We start from the raw sequence: 21,409 nt of genomic DNA, 5'->3' as shown, positions 1-21,409 counted from the left end.
GACGGCCCGCCGTAGGATGCCTGGGACAGGTGCGCACGCATTCCAAGATGGGCGAATCGGGAGCAGCAGACCATCGTGAGCAGCGAGAATCCGGCGACGGACGGCACGGACGGCAACGAGATGGGTGACGGCGGACAGGCCGGGAGCGTGTGGGACGTCGTCGTCGTGGGCGCGGGCCCCGCCGGGGCGTCCGCGGCGCACGCGGCCGCGAGCGCCGGGCGCCGCGTGCTGCTCCTGGAGAAGTCCGAGCTGCCGCGCTACAAGACGTGCGGCGGCGGCATCATCGGCCCGTCGCGGGACGCGCTGCCGCCCGGCTTCGTGCTGCCGTTCAAGGACCGGGTCAGCGCGGTGACGTTCTCCCTGAACGGCAAGTACACCCGCACCAAGCGCTCCAAGAAGATGCTGTTCGGGCTCATCAACCGCCCCGAGTTCGACGCCCAGCTCGTCGAGCACGCGCAGAAGGCGGGCGCCGAGCTGCGCACCGGCGTCACGGTCACGCGCGTCGAGCAGCACGGCTCGTCGGTGCCCGACCGGCGCACGGTCGCGCTCGGCCTCCAGGACGGGGAGACGATCCTGGCGCGGGCCGTGGTCGGCGCCGACGGCAGCGCCAGCCGGATCGGCGCGCACGTCGGCGTCGAGATGGACCAGGTGGACCTCGGCCTCGAGGCGGAGATCCCGGTGCCGGAGACCGTCGCGGAGGACTGGCGCGGCCGTGTCCTCATCGACTGGGGGCCGATCCCGGGCAGTTACGGATGGGTGTTCCCGAAGGGTGACACGCTCACCGTCGGCGTGATCTCGGCGAAGGGCGAAGGGGCCGCCACGAAGCGGTACTTGGAGGACTTCATCGCGCGCCTCGGGCTCGCCGGTTTCGAACCCTCGATCTCCTCGGGGCATCTGACGCGCTGCCGCGCCGACGACTCGCCGCTGTCCCGCGGCCGGGTCCTGGTGTGCGGCGACGCGGCGGGGCTCCTGGAGCCGTGGACCCGCGAGGGCATCTCGTTCGCGCTGCGCTCGGGGCGGCTCGCGGGGGAGTGGGCGGTGCGCGTCTCCGAGGCGCACGACGCGGTGGACGCTCGGCGTCAGGCGCTCAACTACGCGTTCGCGGTCAAGGCCGGGCTCGGCGTCGAGATGGCCGTCGGCAAGCGGATGCTCGCCGTCTTCGAGCGCAAGCCGGGCCTGCTGCACGCCGCGATCACCTCGCTGCGTCCCGCGTGGAACGCGTTCGCGAGGATCACGCGGGGCTCGACGACCCTCGGCGAGCTGGTGCGCACGCACCCCGTGGCGGGCCGGGCGCTGGCGCGGCTCGACCGCTGAGCCTCACTTGAACGTGATGCGGAAGACCGGGTGGTCCGGCGCGATCCGGCGCAGTTCGTCGTCGGTGGAGTCGGGCCCCACTCCGTTGAAGAACACGCCGACCTCCGCCTTCCAGCGCTTGAGGTAGGCGCGCAGCAGGGCCGGCTTGTCGTCGTCGGCGACCTCGGTCGCGGTGAAGGCGTCGGCCTTCTTGCCCAGGCGCAGCTCGCCGCCGCCCGCGGCCCGCATGTTGTGGGTCCACTGGACGTGGCCGCGCGGCGCCACGAGGTATTCCTGGCCGTCCACGGTCAGGAGGTTGACCGGGGTGGTGCGCCACTCGCCGCTCTTGCGGCCCCGGACGGCGAGGACGCGGGAGCCCCACACGCTGAGACCCCGGCGGGTCACCCACGCCACCGTCCGGTTCATGACGTTCACGGTGAACCAGCCGGGCTTCTGGACGTGCGTGGATGTGGACATCAGGTCCTCCAGGAAAGTGTGAGCGGTGCTCTCGCTTAAGAGCAGTGTGTACCCGTCGCGTGATCCAAAGCAAGAGCGGTGCTCTCTTTTTTGAGCGGCGCACCATGATGTGTGCGGCGCTCCGCTTTCGTGGAACACTGCACCCATGAGTACGAGCCGCAGCACACCCCCACGAAACGCGAGTGCCGCGCAAGGAGCGCGCGCCCGCGCCCGGCAGGAGATCACCGCAGCCATCAAGGACGAGGCGCGCAGACAGCTCGCCGACGACGGCGCCGCGAAGCTCTCGCTGCGCGCCGTCGCCCGCGAGCTGGGCATGGTCTCCTCCGCCCTGTACCGCTACTTCCCCAGCCGCGACGATCTGCTGACCGCGCTCATCATCGACGCGTACGACGGCCTTGGCGTGGCCGCCGAGCACGCGGACGCCGGCTTCGTCCGCACGTCGTCGGCGCTGGAACGCTGGACCGCGGTGTGCGAGGCCGTGCGGGAGTGGGCGCTCGCCTACCCCCACGAGTACGCCCTCATCTACGGCTCGCCCGTGCCCGGCTACACCGCTCCGGACACCACCGTCCGCGCCGCCGCGCGCGTCGGCCTTCTGCTCATCGGGATCGTCCGCGACGCGCACCAGGGCGGCGGAGTGACCCCGCCCCCGCTGTCCGAGGAACTGCGCCCCGAGGCCGAGCGGATGGCCGCCGAGCTCGCGCCCGACCTGCCGCCAGAGGTGGTCGCCGCGCTCGTCGCCGCGTGGGCGCAGCTCTTCGGGCTCATCGGCTTCGAGCTGTTCGGCCAGTTCAACAAGGTCGTCGAGGACCGCTCCCCGTTCTTCGCGCACTCGGTGGCGCGCCTGGCTGCGAGCGTCGGCGTCGCCGCGTAGCCGTACTCCCGGGGAAGTACGTGTGATCACCTCGCACGTCGGACGCCCGGGGCCGCCCGCGGCGCTTAGCGTGTCGGCATGGACGAGCAGCGCGTACGTGACGGTGGTCCGCCCCGGCCATGGGGCGGGCCGCCGTGGCTGCGGCAGGACCGGTGGGGCGCCCCGGGGCGGTGGCCGTGGCGGTCCACGCTGCTCGTCACCGCCTTCGTCCTCGTGGGCACGAACTTCGCCGCGCACGGGCAGGCGGGCGAGCGCGCGGACCTGGACGTGTTCGCCCGCCTGCTGCTGCTCGCCGGGGGCGCGCTGCTGCTGTGGCGGCAGCGGTACCCGGTGTCCGTCGCGTTCGGCACGGCCGTGCTGGTCACCGTGTACCTCGGCGCCGGATAGCCGTACGGCCCGGTCTTCCTGTTCGTCGCCCTCGCCTGCTTCTCCGCGATCGTGGCGGGCCGCCGGTGGGCGGCGTGGGCGGCCGTCGGTGTGCTGTGGGCGGGGCATCTGCTCATCGGGCACTGGCTGTACGCGTATCTCCCGCCGTCCGGCGACGGGCCCGCAGGGTGGGGCGATGAGGGCATCGTCGCCGCCTGGGTGCTCGCGGTCACGGCGATCGCCGAACTGGCGCGGGTGCGGCGCGAACAGTGGGAGCACGCGCGCGTGGAGCGCGAAAAGGCCGCGAAGCGCCGTGCCGACGAGGAGCGCCTGCGCATCGCCCGCGAACTGCACGACGTGCTCGCCCACTCCATCTCCGTGATCAATGTGCAGGCGGGCGTCGGGCTCGCGCTGCTCGACACCGACCCGGAGCAGGCCAGGACCGCCCTGACCACCATCAAGACCGCGAGCAAGGAGGCGCTCGGCGAGGTCAGACAGGTCCTCGACACCCTCCGCACCCCCGGCGACGCCCCTCGCACCCCGGCACCCGGCCTCGACCGCCTCCCGGAACTCGTGGACCAGGCGGCGGGAGCAGGACTCACCGTCGACGTCACCACCGACGGCGAGCGGGCCGCGCTCGCCCCCGGCGCCGACCTCGCCGCGTTCCGCATCGTGCAGGAGGCGCTGACCAACGTCGTGCGCCACTCGGGGTCACGCCGCGCGCGCGTCCACCTGACGTACGAGGAGCGCGAGTTGACCCTCACCGTCGACGACGACGGGCCCGCGACCGGCGCCGACGCGGGCGGCAGCGGCAACGGACTCGCCGGAATGCGCGAGCGCGCCGCCGCCCTCGGTGGCACGATCGAGGCGGGCCCGCGGGACGACGGAGGCTTCCGGGTCGTCGCCCGGCTGCCCCGCACCGCCACGAACCGGGAGGACCCGAAGTGATCCGCGTACTGCTGGCGGACGACCAGTCGCTCGTCCGCGCAGGGTTCAGGGCGCTGCTCGACGCGCAGCGCGACATCGAGGTCGCGGGCGAGGCCGCCGACGGCGAGGAGGCCGTGCGCCTGGTGCGTGAACTCCGCCCCGACGTCGTGCTCATGGACATCCGCATGCCGCTGCTCGACGGCCTCGCGGCGACCCGCGCGATCGGCGAGGACGCGGACCTGGAGGCGGTGAAGGTGGTCATGCTCACCACCTTCGAGCTCGACGAGTACGTCTTCGAGGCCATCCGCGCCGGGGCCTCAGGCTTTCTCGTCAAGGACACGGAGCCGGACGAACTGCTGCGCGCCGTGCGGGCCGTGGTGCACGGTGACGCGCTGCTCTCGCCGGGCGTCACCCGCCGGCTCATCGCCGAGTTCGCCGCCCGTTCCAAGGCCCCGGAGGCCGCCGCGCCGCTCACCGAACTGACCGAGCGGGAGCGGGAGGTGATGGCCCTCGTCGGCATCGGCCTGTCCAACGAGGAGATCGCACGCCGCCTCGTCGTCAGCCCGCTCACCGCGAAGACCCACGTGAGCCGGACGATGGTCAAGCTGGGCGCCCGCGACCGCGCCCAACTGGTCGTCCTCGCCTACGAGTCCGGGCTCGTACGGCCCGGCTGGCTTGGCTGACCCCGGCCGCCGCCTCGTCGCCCCCGAGTCACACCCCCGACTGCTCCCGCCACAGCGCGGCGAGCGCCCGGTCGCCCGTCACCTCGGGGAACGGCAGCCGGTTCCACAGCGCCAGATAGAGGCGCGCCGCGCCCCCGGCCAGCTCGCACTCCGCCTCACCCGTGTCGCCGCGCTCGGCGGCCGGCGGGTCCTGCGTGATCCGCACCGTCCACACCGCGTCCGCGTCGACGGCCCGTACGCGCAGGATCCTGGGCACGTCCGAGCGCACCCGGCTGCGCTCGCGGGCGTGGAAGCCGGTGAGGAGTTCGTCGATGCCGTCGACCGCGAACTCCGGGGTGATCGACGTGGGTTCGTGACCGCCTATCCGGGACAGGGCCGACTCCGCGTCCACCCGGTGCACGGTCGTCTCGTGCGCCTGGCGCCGCGCCCAGAACGCCAGCGGCGAGGGCGCGGGCAGGAAGGTCCAGCAGTCCACGTCGTCCGGCGCGTCCGCCAGGGTGTCCACGAGCCGCCGATGGCCCTCGCGGAACCAGTCGAACAGGGCCTGGCCGTCCAGGTCGGAACGGTCCTCCATCCGCTGCGGCTTCCGTATCCCCTCCGCGACGTACGCGGTGGCCCAGCGGTGGACGGCGCCCTGGTGGCGCAGGAGGTCGCGGATCTCCCAGCCGGGGCAGGTCGACACCTTGGCGTCGACGCCCGCCTCCTCGGCGACGGCGGCCAGCAGCCGGCCCTCGTGGTCCACCCTGCGCATGTGCTCGGCAATCTGCATGTGCAGAGTCTGCCGCCGAACAGGTGCGCGTACGCAAGGTTTTTGATCAGGTCGTCGCCACGCGCCGGGTCGCGAAGCCGATCGTGGCCGCCACTGCCGCGAGCAGCGCCACACTCGTCAGCGCGGCCGGCAGCGAGAACCAGTCCGCCATGAAGCCGATCGCGGGCGGGCCGAGCAGCATGCCGCCGTACCCGAGCGTGGACGCGGCGGCGACGCCGGTCGGCCCCGCGAGCGCCCCCGCGCGTTCGATCGCGACGGGGAAGAGGTTCGCCAGGCCGAGCCCCGTGATCGCGAAGCCGACGAGGGCGAGCCACACCGAGGGCGCGAGCGAGCCGAGCAGCATCCCGACCGCGCCGGTCGCGCCCCCGAGGACCAGGGTCCGGGTCCTTCCGAGGCGTTCCAGCAGGGCCGTGCCGGTGAGCCGGCCGATCGTCATGGCGAACGCGAAGCACGCGTAGCTGGCCGCCGCGACGCCGGGGTGGGCGTCGAGGTCCTGCTCCATGTGCAGCGCGCTCCAGTCGGCCAGGGCGCCCTCGCCGTACGCCGTGCACAGCGCGATCAGGCCGAAGACCAGCACGAAGAGGCGGGTCCGGGTGTCGATGCGCGGGTGGGCGCGCTCGTGCGCCTCGTCCGGTGCGCGGTGGGCGGGGCGCGGCGCCGGGTGGCGCAGCAGCGTCGGGGCGGCGCACGCGGTGACCACGAGGCCGAGCGCGGCGATCGCCGTCAGGTGCTGGGTGGGCGTCAGGTGCGCCGCGACGAGCCCGCCGAGCCCCGAACCGACCATGCCGCCGAGGCTGAACGCGGCGTGGAAGCTCGGCATGATCGGCCTGCCGAGCGCGCCGACGAGGTCCACGGCGGCGCTGTTCATCGCCACGTTGATGCCGCCGTACGCCGCGCCGAACACCAGCAGGACGAGGCCGAGGGCGACGGGGGAGTGGGTGAGCGGCGGCAGGATCACGGTGAGCGGGAGCAGCACGCCGCACCCCACCGTCACCGCGTGCGAGCCGAAGCGCCGGCACAGCCGGCCGGTCAGCATCATCGTGATCACGGCCCCGGCCGACACCCCGAGCAGCGCGAGCCCGAGCGCGCTCGCGGACGCCCCGGTCTGCTCCTTCACGGCCGGGATCCGCACCACCCACCCGGCGAACACGAATCCGTCGAGCGCGAAGAACGCGGTGATGGCCAGGCGCAGCCGGGCCAGGGACGCGGCGCGGGGGTCGTCGACGCTGACGCCCCTGAGTTTGTTCAATAGCGGCACAAAGTCGAGAGTAGAGCGGACCCGGGGAGCGGACAAGGGGGTTCCGGGGCCGGGTGGAGGGGGGCGGGACGGAGGGTCACACGGTCACGACACGCACTCCCGCCTCCTCGAAGCGCGCCAACTGGGACTTCTCCGCCGCCGTGTCCGTGACCAGGACGTCCACCTCGGACACGTCGCAAATGCGGGCGAACGCGCGGTGGCCGAGCTTCGTGGAGTCCGCCGCCACCACCACGCGCTCCGCACGCTCGCACAGCATGCGGTTGATCGCCGCCTCCGCCTCGTCGTGCGCGGACGCGCCGTGCGTGACGTCGAGGCCGACGACGCCGAGCACCGCCGTGTCGAGCGTGACCTGTCCGAGCACCCCGTCGGCGAGCGGGCCGATCAACTCGTACGATTGCGGGCGCGCCACCCCGCCCGTGAGCACGATCTTGAACTGGGGGCGCACCGCCAGCTCGTTGGCGATGTTGAGGGCGTTCGTGACGATCGTCAGGGCCGGTGAGCCGGACGCGAACTCGGGCCGGACGGCGAGCGCCCGCGCCACCTCCGTCGTGGTCGTGCCGCCGGTGAGGCCGACCGCCTCGCCGGGCGTGACGAGTTCGGCGACGGCCTTGGCGATGCGCTGCTTCTCGGCGGCGCCGAGCGCGGACTTGTAGCGCAGCGGCAGCTCGTAGCTGACGCCGTGCACGACCGCGCCGCCGCGTGTGCGCACCAGCATCTGCTGCTCGGCGAGCCCGTCGAAGTCGCGGCGGATGGTCGCGGCGGATACGCCGAGCTCGCTCGCCGCGTCCTCCACGTCCAGGCGCCCGCGCTCGACGAGCAGTTCAAGGAGGGACTTCCAGCGGGCGTCGCGGGACATCGGCGGCTCCAACTCGTCGTTCGGTTCGGTGCCACGACCCTAACCGCCGTGCGCACGAATGCTTGATAATGCGCGAAAGCTCGCTATATCTTGCAGGAATACGCAGCGCGGCTGGGTGCTGGAACTACGCGGAGTGGGGGCACGGCATGAGCAACGTCCACAAGGAAAGCCACGTCGAGAACGAACTGAGCAGCCAGCCGGAGTGCTGGACGCGGGCCGTCGACCTGGCGCCCCGGCACAAGGCGGCGCTGCCGGCCGCGGGGGAGCGGGTCGCGATCGTCGGCTGCGGCACCTCGTGGTTCATGGCGCAGGCCGCCGCCGCACTGCGCGAGCAGGCCGGCCAGGGCGAGACCGACGCCTTCGCCGCGTCGGAGTTCCCCTCCGGCCGGTCCTACGACCACGTGATCGCGCTGACGCGGTCCGGCACCACCACGGAGGTGCTCGACCTGCTCGCCGCGCACCGCGGCAGGTCCCGCACGACCGCGATCACCGGCGACCCGGCCACGCCGATCGCCGACGCCGCCGACGATCTGGTCGTCCTCGACTTCGCCGACGAGCAGTCGGTCGTCCAGACCCGGTTCGCCACCACCGCCCTCACCCTGCTCCGCGCCCACCTGGGCCTGCACCCCGAGCAGGCGGTCGCCGACGCGCGCACCGCGCTCGTCGAACCGCTGCCCGAAGGGCTCGTCGACTGCGGCCAGTTCACGTTCCTCGGCCGCGGCTGGACGGTCGGCCTCGCGAACGAGGCGGCGCTGAAGATGCGCGAGGCCTCCCTGTCGTGGACCGAGGCGTACCCGGCGATGGAGTACCGGCACGGCCCCATCAGCGTCACCACGTCCGGAACCGCCACGTGGATGCTCGGCGAGGCACCCGAAGGACTGGCCGAGCAGGTCGCCGGGACCGGCGCGCTCTGGATCGAGGGCCGCCTCGACCCGCTGGCCGAACTCGTCCGCGCCCAGCGCCTCGCGGTCGCCGTCGCCGCGCGCCGCGAACTCGACCCGGACCGCCCCCGCCACCTCACCCGCTCGGTGATCCTCGACGCCAACTGACCGCCCCGCACCAGGATTCGAGAAGGGAGGGGCCGTGCCCCTCGCAGCAACAGGGACCCTCGTGGGCGCGGCGGCGGCCCGGCGCGGCGCCGTCGCGGCGTTCAACGTGATCACCCTCGAACACATCGAGGCGGTCGTCGCGGGCGCCGAGGCGGCCGACGCCCCCGTCGTCCTCCAGATCAGCGAGAACGCCGTCCGCTACCGCTACGGCCGGCTCCAGCCGCTGGCCCGCGCCGCGGTGGCCGCCGCCGATGCGGCCCGCGTCGACCTAGGACTGCACCTGGACCACGTACAGAGCGACGACCTGCTGCGGCAGGCCGCGGACGCCGGGTTCGGGTCGGTGATGTACGACGCCGCGCGCCTGCCCTACGACGAGAATCTCGCCGCGACCCGCGCAGCCGCCGACTGGGGGCACGCCAACGGGCTGTGGGTGGAGGCCGAGTTGGGGCAGGTCGGCGGCAAGGACGGGGCCGCGCCCCTGGACGCGCACGCGCCGGGCGCCCGCACCGATCCCGGCGAGGCCCGTGCCTACGTCACCGACACGGGCGTCGACGCGCTCGCCGTCGCGGTCGGCTCCTCGCACGCCATGACGACCCGCACGGCGGCCCTCGACCACGACCTGCTCAAGCGGCTCGCCGACGACCTCGACGTACCGCTGGTGCTGCACGGTTCGTCGGGGGTGCCCGACGACGAGCTGGCGGCGGCCGTCCGCGGCGGCATCGCCAAGGTCAACGTGGGCACGGCCCTCAACATCGCGATGACCACCGCCATCCGCGAGTTCCTCACGGCCCACCCCGAGGCGGTCGACTCCCGCAAATACCTGGGCGTCGCCCGCGAGGCCATGGCCCGTACGGTGACCGAGCTCATCGGGGTGGTGCGCGGCTGAACGACTCTGCGGGCCTCAGTCCAGTGCCCCCGCGTGATACCGCACCCCCGGGTTCCACAGCAGGAAGCCGTCGATGCCGTCGGAGCGGGCCGCGTCGAGCTGGGCGCGGACCTCCTTGTCGCCGTAGGAGACCCCCAGGGAGAAGTCCTGGATCCACGGGACGATCTGTGCGTCCGTGGGGCGGGTCTGCTGCGCGAACGCCGCCAGGGAACGCTTGGTGATCGGGTACGGGTGCGCGTTCGGGTCGGACACCCCGTACTCGCCCTTCGCCCAGTGCGAGGGGTAGATCATGGGCGCGATGTAGTCGGCCTCCTGGGCCAGCAGGCCGATGTCCTGGGCGATCTCCTTCGGGCGGTCGACGGCGATGCCGAACACCGAGACACCGAGGAACGCGTCGTGCTTGCGGACGGCCGCGCGGGTCTCGCCGACGACATCGGCGATCGACTGCTCCGGGGTGGTGTCACCGAGACCGGGGAAGGACATCTTCGCCATCGGGCCGTCGGGGCGGCGGATGTAGTCGTAGAGGATGTCGTCGAAGCCGAGCCTCGCGGCCTCCGCGGCGAGGTCGATGTTGTACCGCCGCACCTCCTTGTTCGCGAAGTTGGTGAAGGACAGCTCGCCATAGCTGCCGCCGTTGTAGGCGCCGCCGCCGGGGGTGCGCACCACGCGGTCGCGGTGGCCCGACTTCCATGACTTGGTGGCCAGGATCGGGTCACGGAAGGCCACGATGCGGCCGACGACGGTGCCACCCGCCGCGTGGATCTCCTTGATGGCCTTCTTCGCGTCGTAGTAGCCCTTGGCCGCGCCCACGCTCTTCGCCAGCGGCACCTTCGAGTCGTAGCCGATCTCGCCGAGCTCGTCCTTGATGTCGAGCTGCACGGCGTTGATCTTCTTCTGCTTCAGCATCTTCATGACCGGGCCGCGCAGCGCGTCGGACGCCCAGCCCTGGGCGCTGACGTGCACCGCCTTCAACAGCGGCCGGTGCACCGTGAGTTCGGCGTCGCGCCTGGTGGTGTTGCCCGCGGCGTCCGTCGCGGTGACCGTCGTACGGCCCGGTGGGCGCGGCAGCCGGACCGCGAACGCCCCGTCCTTCGCGGGCTTCGCCGTGCGGCCCGCGACGGATATCCGCCGCGCGCCGTCCGCCGTGCCCCGGACGGTGACGGGGCGGTGGAAGCCGCCCGCCTTGGTGTCGGACACCTTCAGGTGTGGTGCCTCGGTGTCGACCGTGAGTTTTCGGACGACCTCGGTGTCACCGCCGGGCCAGGAACCGGGGTGGGTGACACGCAGCTCGTGGTGGCCGTCCTTGATGTCACCGAGGTCGACGGAGAGGGTGCCCGCACGCACCGCCCTCGTCCGCAACGGCCTTTCGTCGAGGGTGACTTCGGTGCCCTTGAGCTGGTCGCCCTCCGCGCCCGTGACCTCGAACGTTCCCGAGCGCACGAGGGATGCGCCCAGCTTTCCGTCACTCGGCAGGCCCACGACGTTCAGGGCGGTGTCATGTGCGGAGCGTAGGGAGAGTGTGCCGCCTGTGGCGAGAACCAGTGCGAGCAGCACGCCGATGAGGATGACGGGCCTTCTGCGCGGGAAGCCCGCTGGGGAAGTACTGGCGGCGGGATCGGAAGTGGAACCGGACGAGCGGGAGGTGGGGGAGCGGAGCCAGTTCTTCCAGTCGAGCCGCATCAGCAGATCCTCCAGGAGGTCTCGTGCGTCGTGGTCTTCACCGTCTTCGTCTTCGCCGTCCACGGCGGGCCGGCGCAACTGTCGTGCCCGCGCTGGTCCTTGCGTTCGCCGTCGTCTCCTGCGGCGGTACCGGGAGCGATGCGCGAGAAGCGGGGGACAGGTCCCCGGACTCCGCCGGTGACCGGCAGGATTCCCGTTCCCCGACGCCGGGACACCCCTCGGGGGCGGCGAAACCGGCCAAACCTCCGGCGCCCGAAAAGGTGCGCGCCAATGAACTCGGCGCGGTGCCCGTGCTCATGTACCACCAGATCCTCGAGCACCCGAAGAGCGCCTACGACCGGACACCCAAGGAGCTGCGCGCCGAACTGGAACGCCTCGTCCGCGAGGACTACGTGCCCGTGACCGCCGCCGACTACGAGACCGGCCGGATCGACATCCCGGCAGGTACCCACCCCGTCGTCCTCACCTTCGACGACTCCACCGACAGCCAGCTCCGCCTCGACGCGGACGGGCGGCCCACCGACGACTGCGCGGTCGGTGTGCTGCGCGACGTCGCCCGCGAACACCCCCGCTTCAAGGCCCGCGCCACTCTTTTCGTGAACGGTGACGCCTTCGCGGCGACCGGTCAGAAGAAGGCCCTGACCTGGCTGAAGAAGAACGGTTTCGAGATCGGCAACCACACCCTCGACCACGCGAACCTCGAGCAGAGCGGCCCCGCGAAGGCCCGCGCCCAGATCGCCGCGGGACAGCGCAACATCGTCCGCGACGTCCCCGGCACGGCCGTCCGCTCCCTCGCTCTCCCGTACGGCATCCAGCCCGAGCCCGCGGACCTCGCTCTGAAGGGCAGCGCGTCCGGCACGACGTACGACAACCGTGGTGTCTACCTCGTCGGCGCCAACCCGGCGCCCTCCCCGTACGACGACGCTTTCGACCCGGCCGCGATCCCGCGCGTCCGCTCGGCCCCCGCGAAGGGCAAGGACGCGAACTACAGCTCCGCGCACTGGCTCGACCAGTTGGCGTCCGGGAAACTCGCCCGCTACACGTCCGACGGTGACCCCGACCACGTCTCGTACCCGAAGGACACGACGGCGCGCCCGGCGAAGGGGACGGACGGCCTCAGGCCGTACTGAGCCAGGTCCCACGGCTTGCCTTCGGCAACACTGGAGGCATGAACGAACTGTTCGGCCGCGAGCGCACGGAGGTCGCCCCCGGCGCCGTCCACGTCCCCGACTGGCTCGACGCGGAGGAGCAGCGGCACCTGGTCGAGCTGTGCCGCACCTGGGCGCGCCCGCCCGCGGGACTGCGCGAGGTGCGGCTGCCGGGCGGCGGCACGATGAGCGTGCGGCAGTTCGGCCTCGGCTGGCACTGGTTCCCGTACGGGTACGCGCGCACGGCCGTCGACGGTGACGGGGCGGACGTGAAGCCGATGCCGGACGAGCTGGTGGCGCTCGGCCGGCGGGCGGTCACGGCGGCGTACGGGGAGGGGCGCGCTGTCGAGCCGTACGACATCGCCCTGATCAACTTCTACGACGCCGGTGCCCACATGGGCATGCACAAGGACCGCGACGAGAAGTCGTCGGCCCCGGTGGTGTCGCTCAGCCTCGGTGACACCTGTGTCTTCCGGTTCGGCAACACCGAGACACGTACGAAGCCGTACACCGACGTCGAACTGCGCAGCGGCGACCTGTTCGTGTTCGGCGGGGAGTCACGGTTCGCGTACCACGGTGTGCCGAGGACCGAGCCGGGGACGGCGCCGCGCGGGCTCGGCCTGAAGGGGCGGCTCAACATCACGCTGCGGGTCGGCGGGCTCGGGCGCGGATCGGCCGCGGGGGCGGTGAGCGGCTACCATTCCTGAGCGTGATCAGGGCGAGGAGTTGCTGATGGGCGGCGGCAGGGCGGCCTCCGGGACCGGGGGGCACACGGCGGGCGACACGGCCGGGCGGCCACCGCGTCTGGAGCGGGGCCGCAGCGCGCTCGGTCCCGCGCTCGAACTCGTCCACACCGGGCGCGCGCCGACCCGCGCCGTGCTCACCGCGGAGCTCGGGGTGACCCGGGCGACCGCGGGTGCCGTCGCCGCGGAGCTGGAGGCGCTCGGCCTCATCCGCATCGACGCCAAGCCGAGCGCCGCGTCCGGCTCCCAGGGACGGCCGTCGCACCGCCTTTCGGTCGCCGACGACGGCCCGGTCGCGCTCGCCGCGCAGGTGCACGCCGACGGCTACCGGGCGGCGCTCGTCGGCCTCGGCGGCGTGATCGTCGCCACCACGCCGGGCTGCGAGATCATCGACCCCGACCCGGCGGACGTGCTGCGCTCCGTGGTGGAGGCGGGCGTGCGCCTGCTGGAGTCCACGGGCAGGCGCTGCGTCGGCGCGGGCCTCGCCGTGCCCTCCGCCGTCGCCGAACCCGAGGGCACCGCCCTCAACCCGCTGCACCTCGCGTGGCCGGTGGGCGCCCCGGTGCGGCAGATCTTCACCGACTGCGTACGGGAGGCGGGCCTCGACATCCCGGCCTTCGCGGCCAACGACGTGAACCTGGGCGCCCTCGCCGAGCACCGGCACGGCGCGGGACGCGGGGCGCGCGACCTGCTCCTGGTGGCGACGGGCCACCGGGGCGTGGGCGGCGCCCTCGTCCTCGACGGCCACCTCCACACCGGCAGTTCGGGCCTCGCCCTGGAGGTCGGGCACCTCGCGGTGAACCCCGAGGGGCGGCCCTGCCACTGCGGAAGCCGCGGCTGCCTCGACGTCGAGGCCGACCCGCTCGCCTTCCTCACGGCGGCGGGCCGCACCCCGGACCCCGGCGGCTCGCTCCTGTCCCAGGCCCGCGGACTCCTCGCCGAGGCCAAGGACGACCCGGACGTACGGACCGCGACGGCCCTGCTCATCGACCGCCTCGGCCTGGGCCTCGCGGGCCTGGTCAACATCCTCAACCCGGACCGCATCGTCCTCGGCGGCCTGCACCGCACCCTCCTGGACGCCGACCCCGAACGCCTCCGCGCCGTGGTCGCCGACCGCAGCCTGTGGGGCCGCAGCGGCGGAGTCCCCATCCTGGCCTCGACCCTCGACCACAACAGCCTGGTGGGCGCAGCCGAACTCGCCTGGCAACCCGTCCTCGACGACCCTCTGGCGGCCCTGACTACAGGCTGACCTCGACGGGCTGCGGGGCGACTGGCTGCTTCTTACGTGGCGTCAGGTCCGGTACGAGCGAGGCGATCCCGGCGAGGGCGAGCGCGAGGCCGACCCAGAGCGGCGCCCGCAGCCCGTACGCGTCGATGACCACACCGCCCACCGACGTGGCGACGACGATGCCGAGCGTGATGAACGACGAGTGCACGGTGTTCACCAGCGCGCCCGCGTTCCCCCTGCGCTGCACGCGGACCACCATCGCCGGGTTCATGGTGACACCCACCAGACCGATGCCGAGCATGCACACCACGGCCACGGCACTGAGCTGCGCGAACAGCGCGAATCCGAGCAGGAAGAGGGAGTTGAGGCCGAGGCCGGCGAGCAGCACGGTCAGGGTGTGCCGGTCGGCGAGCCGCCCCGTCACCGTGTTGCCGATGACGGTCGCGGCACCGTAGGCGACCAGGAGCAGCGGTACGGCGCCCGCGCCGAAGCCGGAGACCTCTGTGAGGATCGGGCCCAGATAGCTGAACGCGGCGAACGTCGCGCCGATGACGAGCGTGCTGGTCGACAGCGTGAACCACAGCCGCGCCGACCTGAACACCCCGAACTCGTCCCGCAGTCGGCCGGTGTCCTCGCCCTTCGGGACATCCGGCACGCCGGCGAGCGTGGCCCCGGCGGCGAGCACCGCGATCCCCGAGATCACCCAGAACGCGGCGCGCCAGCCGAACCGGTCGCCGACGAACGTGGCCAGCGGAAGTCCGAGCAGCGTGCCGAGCATCAGCCCGTTGAGCGCCACGGAGACGGCACGGCCGCGCACTTCGGGGCGGGTGAGCCGCGCGCACAGGGCGAGCCCGATCCCGAAGAAGGCCTGCGACGCGACCCCGGTGACGATCCGCGCCGCGAGCATGACGGCGTACGTGGACGCGGTCGCGGCCAGCACGTTCCCGACGAGGAACACGGCGAACAGCACCATGAGTGCCCGCTTCTGAGGCACCTTCAGAAGTGCGACGGTCAGGAACGGGCCGCCGAGCGCCATGGCGGCGGCGAACGCGGTGATCAGATATCCGACCTGGGGAACGGTCGCGTCGAGGCCGTCCGCCATCTGCGGCATCAGACCGGCGACGACGAACTCGCTGGTGACCATGGCGAAGATGCCGAGGGCCAGGACGTATACGGCGCGTGGCATGGGTGTCCTCTCGGTACGTACGGGAACGTACGGATTGCTGTTTTGGATTGGTCAGTACAAAACGCGGCCATGCGTGGACGCGGCGGAGCGGGTGGTGCAGTGGGTGTCAGCCGGTGAGGGCGTCCAGAGTGACGCGGGCCGTGGCCTCCAGGGTGGCGCGGTCGGCGCCGCCCTGTCCGGAGACGCGCATCCCGCCCACGACGGTGTTGAGGAAGCGCGCCAGTTCCGCGGGCGGGCGCTTCGACGTGATCGAACCGTCCTTCTGTCCTGCCGCGATCACGGCGCGCAGGGCCGCGAGCCGGATGTCCAGATCCCGCTCGACGAGGCGCGCGGACTCGGGGTCACGGCCCGCGAGTTCGACGGTGGTGTTCACGGTGAGGCATCCCCGACTGTGCCCGTCCTTGCGGGTGGCGGCCTCGGTGTCGACCGTCATGGCGAAGAACGCGCGGAGCCGGTCGAGCGGTGACCGCTCGGTGTCCTCCAGGATCGCCATCTGGTTCGCCGTCATGCGCTCGATGTACCGGGTCAGTGAGCGCGTGAACAGGTCGTGCTTGCTGGCGAACGTGTTGTAGATGCTGCTGCGACCCAGGCCGGTGGCCTCGCACAGGTCCTGGGTGGAGGTGGCTTCGTAGCCGTTCTCCCAGAAGGCGTGCATGGCCGCGTCCAGGGCCCGCTCCTCGTCGAACTTTCTCGGTCGGGCCATGGGAGCACGCTAACGTTTTGGAACGGCCAGTGCAATACCGGCTTCCTGGCCGCGCGGCGTGGCCTCGTCGCGCCGGATGCGGCCCTGCACATACCTCCCCAGCACCCCCACCATCACCACCTCGCACCCCAGCAGCACCCGTTCCACCAGGCCGATCAGCTCGCGGTCGCCCGGGCCCGCCGAGTAGGCCATCAGCGCGGCGCCCAGGAGGGCAGTCCAGGACAGGAGGCGCAGCCAGAGGGCCGTGCGGGGTGCGGTCGGTGTGAGGCGGTGGGACAGGAGGAGGCACGCCGGGGGGAGGGCCGCGAACGCCGCGACGGAGGCGTAGCGGTGGACGTAGGCCGAGCCGGTCAGGGTCGTGGTCAGGGGGTCCGTCGGGACCACCGCGGCCAGGACGAGTCCCGTGCCCCACACCGCGAGCAGTACGGACGGAAGGCCACGGAACGCCGGGAGACGGCGGCGGGCCACCGCCAGGAGCAGCAGGGAGATCAGGCCGAGGGAGGCCATCGCCGTCTCGATCGGGCCGCCGCGGTCGAGCGCCGCGAAGTCGCTGACCGTGAGGGAGAGCGGGTCGAGGCCGGGGTCGGTGTCCCGGGGTGACAGCAGCGCCGCGCCCACGGACAGCACGACGACCGCCCAGACGGCGGGGGCGAGGAGGTGGCGGAAGGTGTCTCGTCTCGGTGTGGTCACGGGCCGATCCTCCGGCGCCGAAAGGCACCGCACCATCGGGGTCGCCCCGGAGCCGACCCTGACCCGAACCCTGACACCGACCCGCGTGAAGCGGGTGCGAGGAGCAGGCCGGACCCCGTCACGTACTCCCGCGGAGGTATGTCGGGTGCCGCTGGTCGTACGACGACTTCGACCCCTTTGCGGAGCGACGCTCGAGACATCACCACAAGCGGACGCCCGACACACCGGACGGGCGCCACCCACCCACAGGAGATGAGTGAGATGCAGACACTCGCCGCGTTCGGGCCCGGCGAAGGACCGGGCCCCTGGATTCTGTTCTTCCCGCTGATCTGGGCGGCCGTCGTCGTCGGTGTCATCACCCTGCTGCGCCGCACGGTGTGGCGCGGCCGGCGCGGACCCTGGAGGCCGGGACCGCGCGTCGACGAGCACTCGCCGATCGCCGTGCTCGGCCGCCGGTTCGCCGCCGGTGAGATCGACGAGGACGAGTACTGGCGCCGACTGACGGTCCTGAACGAGGAGTTCGGGCACTACGCCGCCGACGGCAGGACCAAGGGCGGGGCGTCATGAGCACCGCCGCGACGCTCACCCCCACCGCGCTCGCCGCGCGCGTCGAGAACGCCGTCAAGGTGTACGGCTCCGGTGACACCGCCGTCCGCGCCCTCGACGGCGTGAGCGTCGGCTTCCGGGCCGGACGGTTCACCGCGATCATGGGACCCTCCGGCTCGGGCAAGTCGACGCTGATGCACTGCGCGGCCGGGCTCGACACCCTCACCGAAGGCGCCGCGTACATCGGCGACACCGACCTCGGCGCCCTGGACGACCGCCGGCTCACCCTGCTGCGGCGCGACCGTGTGGGCTTCGTGTTCCAGGCGTTCAACCTGGTGCCCACGCTCAGCGTCGCCGAGAACATCACGCTCCCGATCGACCTCGCGGGCGAACGCCCCGACCCCGAGTGGCTCGACGCGCTCGTCGACGTCGTCGGACTGCGCGACCGGCTGCACCACCGGCCCGCCGAACTCTCCGGCGGACAGCAGCAACGCGTCGCCGTGGCACGCGCGTTCGCCGGCCGGCCCGACGTGGTCTTCGCCGACGAACCCACCGGAAACCTCGACTCCCGCTCCGGCGGCGAGGTCCTCCGCCTCCTCGGCGACACCGCACGCCAGGCCCACCGCACCGTCGTCATGGTCACCCACGACCCGGTCGCCGCCGCCCACGCCGACGAGGTCGTCTTCCTCGCCGACGGCCGCCTCGTCGACCGCATGGAACGGCCCACCGCCGACCGCGTCCTCGACCGGATGAAGGCGTTCGACGGACCACGCACCCAGGAAGGCGGCCCGTCATGAACGCCTCCGTCCGCCTCAGCCTCACCTCCCTGCGCGCCCACAAGCGCCGCTTCGCCGGAACGTTCACCGCCGTCCTGCTCGGCGTCGCGTTCCTCACCGGCACCCTCGTCATGGGCGACACCCTGCGCGCGAGCTTCGACTCGATGTTCGCAGGCGCCAGCAGCGGCACCGATGCCGTCGTACGCTCCCGCGACGTCATCACCACGCCCGGCGAGAGCCAGGGCACCCGCAGCCCGGTCCCCGCGAAGCTCGCCGACGACCTGGCGAAGGTCCCCGGCGTCGCCGCCGCCGCGCCGAACATCCAGGGCGCGGGCCAACTCGTCGGCGCCGACGGCAAGCCCATCGGAGGCCAGGGCCCGCCCACCCTCGCCGGGAACTGGATCGACGACCCGGAGCTCAACGCGTACCAGCTCGCCGAAGGCCGCACCCCGGCCAAGAGCGGCGAGGTCGTCGTCAACCGCGGCGCCGCGAAGACCGGCGACCTGAAGGTGGGTGACACCACGACACTGCGCACGCCCGACCCCGTGAAGGTCACCATCGTGGGCCTGGCCACCTTCGGCGGCGAGGACGGCATGGCGCAGACCACCTTCACCGGCATGACCCGCGCCGACGCCGAGAAGTACCTCACCCCGAAGCCGGGTGAGGCGTCCACTATCCAGGTGAGGGCGGGGCCCGGCGTCGATCAGCGGGAACTCGTCGACACGCTGAGCAGTCATCTGCCCAAGAGCGTCGAGGCGATCACCGGTGAGGCGTCGGCGCAGGAGAACACCGACATGATCTCCGGCCAGTTCCTCAGCCTCTTCACCACGTTCCTGCTGGTCTTCTCGGGTGTCGCGCTGCTCGTCGCGACCTTCTCCATCCACAACACGTTCGCCATCGTCGTCGCCCAGCGCACCCGCGAGAACGCGCTGCTGCGTGCGCTCGGCGCGGACCGCCGCCAGGTCACGGCGGCGACGCTCGTCGAGGCTGCCGCGGTCGCCGTGGCGGCGTCGGTCGCCGGGCTCGCGGGCGGCATCGGCATCGCGTCCGGACTCCAGGCGCTGTTCCCCGCGATCGGATTCCCGTTCCCGGAGGGCGATCTGGTGATCGGCCCGCTGTCCATGCTGCTGCCACTGGCGGTGGGGATCGTGGTGTGTCTCGGCTCGGCCCTGCTGCCCGCCCTGCGCGCCGGACGCACCGCGCCGCTCGCCGCGCTGCGGGAGAGCGCCGTCGACGACTCCGGTGCCTCGCGGCGCCGCGCGCTCATCGGCGGGGTGCTCGGCGCGGCGGCCGTCGCGACGTCCCTCGCCGGCGTCCTCGCCGCCCCGTCGATCACCCTCGCGGGCATCGGCGCCGTCCTGGTCCTCGCGTCGTTCGTGGTGCTCGGCCCGGTCGCGTCCACCTCCGCCGTACGGGCCCTGGGCGCGCCCCTCGACCGGCTGCGCGGCGTCACCGGCGGGCTCGCGCGGCGCAACGCCCTGCGCAGCCCGAAGCGCACCGCCGCCACGGCGAGCGCCCTGATGATCGGCGTCGCGGTGGTCTCCCTGTTCACCGTCTTCGGGGCCTCCCTGAAGGCGACCATGGACCAGACCGTGAACCGTTCCTTCGCGGGCGACGTCGCCGTCTCCACCCCGTCGTTCGGCGCGGGCGGCAGCGGCCTCAGCCCGAAGCTCGCGCCCGCGATCGCCGAGCGTCCCGAGGTGGCGACGGCGGTCGGCCTCGGCCGGGGCGTCGCCACGGTCGACGGCGAGGGCCGCGCCCTGACCGTCACCGACCCGGCCGCGCTCGCCACGTCCTTCGACCTCGGCACGGTCAGCGGCACGATGGACGACCTCGGGACGCGCGGCATCGCGATCACCCGCGCCGAAGCCGACAAGCAGCACCTGAAGGTCGGCGACACGGCCCGGCTCGCCTTCACGGACGGCCAGAAGGAGACGTTCACGGTCCGCGCCGTCTACGGCCAGTCCGAACTGGCGGGCGACTACGTGATCTCCCGCGAGGCCTGGGCCCCGCACCGCACGCAGGACGCCGACACGCTCGTCTCCGTCACCTTCAAGGACGGCGTCTCCACGGCCGACGGCACGAAGGCGGTCGAGAAGGTCGCGGCGGCGTACGGCAATCCGGAGGTGCAGACCCGCGACGACTACGCGCAGTCCTCGGCGTCCGGCATCGACATGATGCTCACGCTCGTCTACGCGCTGCTCGCCCTGGCCGTCGTCATCGCCCTGCTCGGCATCGCCAACACGCTCACCCTCGCGGTGCACGAACGCACCAGGGAGCTGGGCCTGCTGCGCGCCGTCGGCCAGACGCGCGGGCAGCTGCGGGCCATGGTCCGCTGGGAGTCGGTGCTCGTCGACGCGTTCGGCACCGCGGGCGGTCTCGTGCTCGGCGGCTTCCTCGGCTGGGTCCTGGTGAAGGCCTCGGACGGGGCGAGCGACAGCGCCTTCGCGTTCGCGCTGCCGCCGCTCCAGCTGGTGGTCGTGGCGCTCGTCGGACTCGCCGCGGGCGCGCTCGCCGGACTGCGCCCCGCGCGCAGGGCGGCCCGCCTCGACGTGCTGCGGGCCATCGCCACCGAGTGAACCGCGTACGTACGGGGATCACCGCCCGGTCAGCCTGCGACGGCCGACCGGGCGGGAGCATGGGTGGGCATCCGGCGCTCGTGGGACTCGGCGCGGCGCGCGGGCTTCTTCGCGTACACCGGGTACGGCGCGATGGCCATGGTGGCGGCGGGGGCAGGCAGGGCGAACCAGACGACCTTGCCGTCCTTGCCGTCCGGGCGCACGCCCCAGCTCTCGCACATCGCGGCGATCATCGCGAGGCCGCGGCCGCAGGTGGCGAGGGCGTCGGCGTCCCTGACCTCGGGGAGCCTCGGGTCGTGGTCGTGCACCGAGACCGTGAGCGTGCCGCTGAGCAGCTCGATCTCCACGGTGCAGAGCTTGTCCGGCTCGGCGTGCCGGTGGACGTTCGTCAGAAGCTCGGTGACCCCGAGCGCGGCGAGCTCGATCAACGGATCGAGATGCCAGTAGCGCAACTGCGCCGATACGATTCTGCGGACCTGACCTATCCGCGACGGCAGGGCTTGGAGCTCCACCGTGCAATGCCTGTTCGGCTGGCTGATCACGGCTGCGACTCCCCGAAGTTGAGTCCGGAAGAAGACGAGAATCGGATCGAGCGGTGCGACCGCGCTGTGACAGGACTGCCCGCTCCGTGTCCGGCGGGCTGGTTCGCAGCGTTATCGCCGGTAAACCCTGAGTAGTGATGTGTGACCAGCCTG

Annotated in this window: 20 protein-coding genes and 1 pseudogene; 12 read left to right on the top strand and 9 right to left on the bottom strand. The window is 72.7% G+C overall.

The genetic code is table 11. From position 1 onward, the window contains the following. The first annotated feature begins 75 nt into the window (after positions 1-75). Positions 76-1,314 carry a geranylgeranyl reductase family protein gene (locus tag ACTWJ8_RS06375; RefSeq protein ID WP_443263243.1) on the top strand — a complete coding sequence of 413 codons (1,239 nt, stop codon included), beginning with the start codon at positions 76-78 and terminating at the stop codon, positions 1,312-1,314. A gap of 3 nt (positions 1,315-1,317) precedes the next feature. On the opposite strand, the gene ACTWJ8_RS06370 is transcribed toward ACTWJ8_RS06375, so the two are convergent. Continuing rightward, the gene (locus tag ACTWJ8_RS06370; RefSeq protein ID WP_356381560.1) at positions 1,318-1,770 is read right to left on the bottom strand and encodes a nitroreductase family deazaflavin-dependent oxidoreductase; all 453 of its coding nucleotides are present in this window, start codon (positions 1,768-1,770) and stop codon (positions 1,318-1,320) included. Positions 1,771-1,915: 145 nt separating this feature from the next. Here ACTWJ8_RS06370 and ACTWJ8_RS06365 point away from each other — a divergent pair, with 145 nt between their 5' ends. The 3 genes and pseudogenes from ACTWJ8_RS06365 (at position 1,916) to ACTWJ8_RS06355 (ending at position 4,617) form a co-directional block, all read left to right on the top strand. Further along, complete coding sequence (locus tag ACTWJ8_RS06365) at positions 1,916-2,641, top strand: TetR/AcrR family transcriptional regulator (protein ID WP_356381557.1); 726 nt, start codon at positions 1,916-1,918, stop codon at positions 2,639-2,641. A 78-nt stretch (positions 2,642-2,719) separates the two neighbouring features. Next, positions 2,720-3,955, top strand: a pseudogene (locus ACTWJ8_RS06360) (sensor histidine kinase). Then, positions 3,952-4,617, top strand: a complete 666-nt coding sequence (locus tag ACTWJ8_RS06355; protein WP_443263242.1) for a response regulator — start codon at positions 3,952-3,954, stop codon at positions 4,615-4,617. The pseudogene ACTWJ8_RS06360 and the gene ACTWJ8_RS06355 overlap by 4 nt, the downstream one beginning before the upstream one ends. Before the next feature lie 28 nt (positions 4,618-4,645). On the opposite strand, the gene ACTWJ8_RS06350 is transcribed toward ACTWJ8_RS06355, so the two are convergent. From ACTWJ8_RS06350 to ACTWJ8_RS06340, 3 genes are all read right to left on the bottom strand, one after another. Further along, positions 4,646-5,386 carry a maleylpyruvate isomerase family mycothiol-dependent enzyme gene (locus ACTWJ8_RS06350; protein ID WP_443263241.1) on the bottom strand — a complete coding sequence of 247 codons (741 nt, stop codon included), beginning with the start codon at positions 5,384-5,386 and terminating at the stop codon, positions 4,646-4,648. A gap of 46 nt (positions 5,387-5,432) precedes the next feature. Next, a complete protein-coding gene (locus ACTWJ8_RS06345) occupies positions 5,433-6,644 on the bottom strand; it encodes an MFS transporter (RefSeq protein ID WP_443263240.1) in 1,212 nt (403 codons plus the stop codon). 76 nt (positions 6,645-6,720) lie between these two features. Further along, positions 6,721-7,500 (bottom strand): DeoR/GlpR family DNA-binding transcription regulator, encoded by a 780-nt coding sequence (locus ACTWJ8_RS06340; protein WP_356381546.1) that lies wholly within the window; start codon positions 7,498-7,500, stop codon positions 6,721-6,723. 146 nt (positions 7,501-7,646) lie between these two features. On the opposite strand from ACTWJ8_RS06340, the gene ACTWJ8_RS06335 reads away from it, so the two are divergent. Together ACTWJ8_RS06335 and ACTWJ8_RS06330 are read left to right on the top strand one after the other, a co-directional pair. Next, positions 7,647-8,549 carry an SIS domain-containing protein gene (locus tag ACTWJ8_RS06335; RefSeq protein WP_356381543.1) on the top strand — a complete coding sequence of 301 codons (903 nt, stop codon included), beginning with the start codon at positions 7,647-7,649 and terminating at the stop codon, positions 8,547-8,549. A 34-nt stretch (positions 8,550-8,583) separates the two neighbouring features. Next, the gene (locus ACTWJ8_RS06330) at positions 8,584-9,435 is read left to right on the top strand and encodes a class II fructose-bisphosphate aldolase (RefSeq protein ID WP_443263239.1); all 852 of its coding nucleotides are present in this window, start codon (positions 8,584-8,586) and stop codon (positions 9,433-9,435) included. A gap of 15 nt (positions 9,436-9,450) precedes the next feature. Here ACTWJ8_RS06330 and ACTWJ8_RS06325 read toward each other — a convergent pair whose 3' ends face one another. Continuing rightward, complete coding sequence (locus tag ACTWJ8_RS06325; protein ID WP_443263238.1) at positions 9,451-11,178, bottom strand: putative glycoside hydrolase; 1,728 nt, start codon at positions 11,176-11,178, stop codon at positions 9,451-9,453. Positions 11,179-11,375: 197 nt separating this feature from the next. On the opposite strand from ACTWJ8_RS06325, the gene ACTWJ8_RS06320 reads away from it, so the two are divergent. Genes ACTWJ8_RS06320 through ACTWJ8_RS06310 form a run of 3 tightly spaced genes read left to right on the top strand, consistent with a single transcriptional unit; the run spans position 11,376 to position 14,255 of the window. Next, positions 11,376-12,245, top strand: a complete 870-nt coding sequence (locus tag ACTWJ8_RS06320; RefSeq protein ID WP_356381535.1) for a polysaccharide deacetylase family protein — start codon at positions 11,376-11,378, stop codon at positions 12,243-12,245. A 38-nt stretch (positions 12,246-12,283) separates the two neighbouring features. Further along, positions 12,284-12,970, top strand: coding sequence for an alpha-ketoglutarate-dependent dioxygenase AlkB family protein (locus tag ACTWJ8_RS06315; protein ID WP_443263237.1), 687 nt, complete (start codon positions 12,284-12,286; stop codon positions 12,968-12,970). A 25-nt stretch (positions 12,971-12,995) separates the two neighbouring features. Beyond that, positions 12,996-14,255 (top strand): ROK family protein, encoded by a 1,260-nt coding sequence (locus tag ACTWJ8_RS06310; protein WP_356381529.1) that lies wholly within the window; start codon positions 12,996-12,998, stop codon positions 14,253-14,255. Here ACTWJ8_RS06310 and ACTWJ8_RS06305 read toward each other — a convergent pair. From ACTWJ8_RS06305 to ACTWJ8_RS06295, 3 genes are all read right to left on the bottom strand, one after another. Then, positions 14,245-15,420, bottom strand: coding sequence for an MFS transporter (locus ACTWJ8_RS06305; RefSeq protein WP_443263236.1), 1,176 nt, complete (start codon positions 15,418-15,420; stop codon positions 14,245-14,247). The two genes, ACTWJ8_RS06310 and ACTWJ8_RS06305, sit on opposite strands and share 11 nt — an antisense overlap. 106 nt (positions 15,421-15,526) lie before the next feature. Further along, positions 15,527-16,123, bottom strand: coding sequence for a TetR/AcrR family transcriptional regulator (locus tag ACTWJ8_RS06300; RefSeq protein ID WP_356381523.1), 597 nt, complete (start codon positions 16,121-16,123; stop codon positions 15,527-15,529). 9 nt (positions 16,124-16,132) lie between these two features. Continuing rightward, positions 16,133-16,813 carry a DUF998 domain-containing protein gene (locus ACTWJ8_RS06295; protein WP_443263235.1) on the bottom strand — a complete coding sequence of 227 codons (681 nt, stop codon included), beginning with the start codon at positions 16,811-16,813 and terminating at the stop codon, positions 16,133-16,135. 261 nt (positions 16,814-17,074) lie between these two features. Here ACTWJ8_RS06295 and ACTWJ8_RS06290 point away from each other — a divergent pair, with 261 nt between their 5' ends. The 3 genes from ACTWJ8_RS06290 to ACTWJ8_RS06280 are packed head-to-tail and all read left to right on the top strand — an operon-like array spanning position 17,075 to position 20,714. Continuing rightward, positions 17,075-17,380, top strand: a complete 306-nt coding sequence (locus ACTWJ8_RS06290; protein ID WP_356381670.1) for an SHOCT domain-containing protein — start codon at positions 17,075-17,077, stop codon at positions 17,378-17,380. Further along, positions 17,377-18,156, top strand: a complete 780-nt coding sequence (locus tag ACTWJ8_RS06285) for an ABC transporter ATP-binding protein (protein ID WP_356381519.1) — start codon at positions 17,377-17,379, stop codon at positions 18,154-18,156. The genes ACTWJ8_RS06290 and ACTWJ8_RS06285 overlap by 4 nt, the downstream gene beginning before the upstream one ends. Then, complete coding sequence (locus ACTWJ8_RS06280) at positions 18,153-20,714, top strand: ABC transporter permease (protein ID WP_443263234.1); 2,562 nt, start codon at positions 18,153-18,155, stop codon at positions 20,712-20,714. The genes ACTWJ8_RS06285 and ACTWJ8_RS06280 overlap by 4 nt, the downstream gene beginning before the upstream one ends. Before the next feature lie 29 nt (positions 20,715-20,743). On the opposite strand, the gene ACTWJ8_RS06275 is transcribed toward ACTWJ8_RS06280, so the two are convergent. Then, the gene (locus tag ACTWJ8_RS06275) at positions 20,744-21,256 is read right to left on the bottom strand and encodes an ATP-binding protein (protein ID WP_356381514.1); all 513 of its coding nucleotides are present in this window, start codon (positions 21,254-21,256) and stop codon (positions 20,744-20,746) included. Between the last annotated feature and the right edge of the window lie 153 nt (positions 21,257-21,409).

The sequence above is a fragment of the Streptomyces sp. SDT5-1 genome (assembly GCF_052245995.1).
In the GTDB taxonomy this organism is placed as follows: domain Bacteria; phylum Actinomycetota; class Actinomycetes; order Streptomycetales; family Streptomycetaceae; genus Streptomyces.
This window is presented reverse-complemented; position numbering and strand designations above follow the sequence as displayed.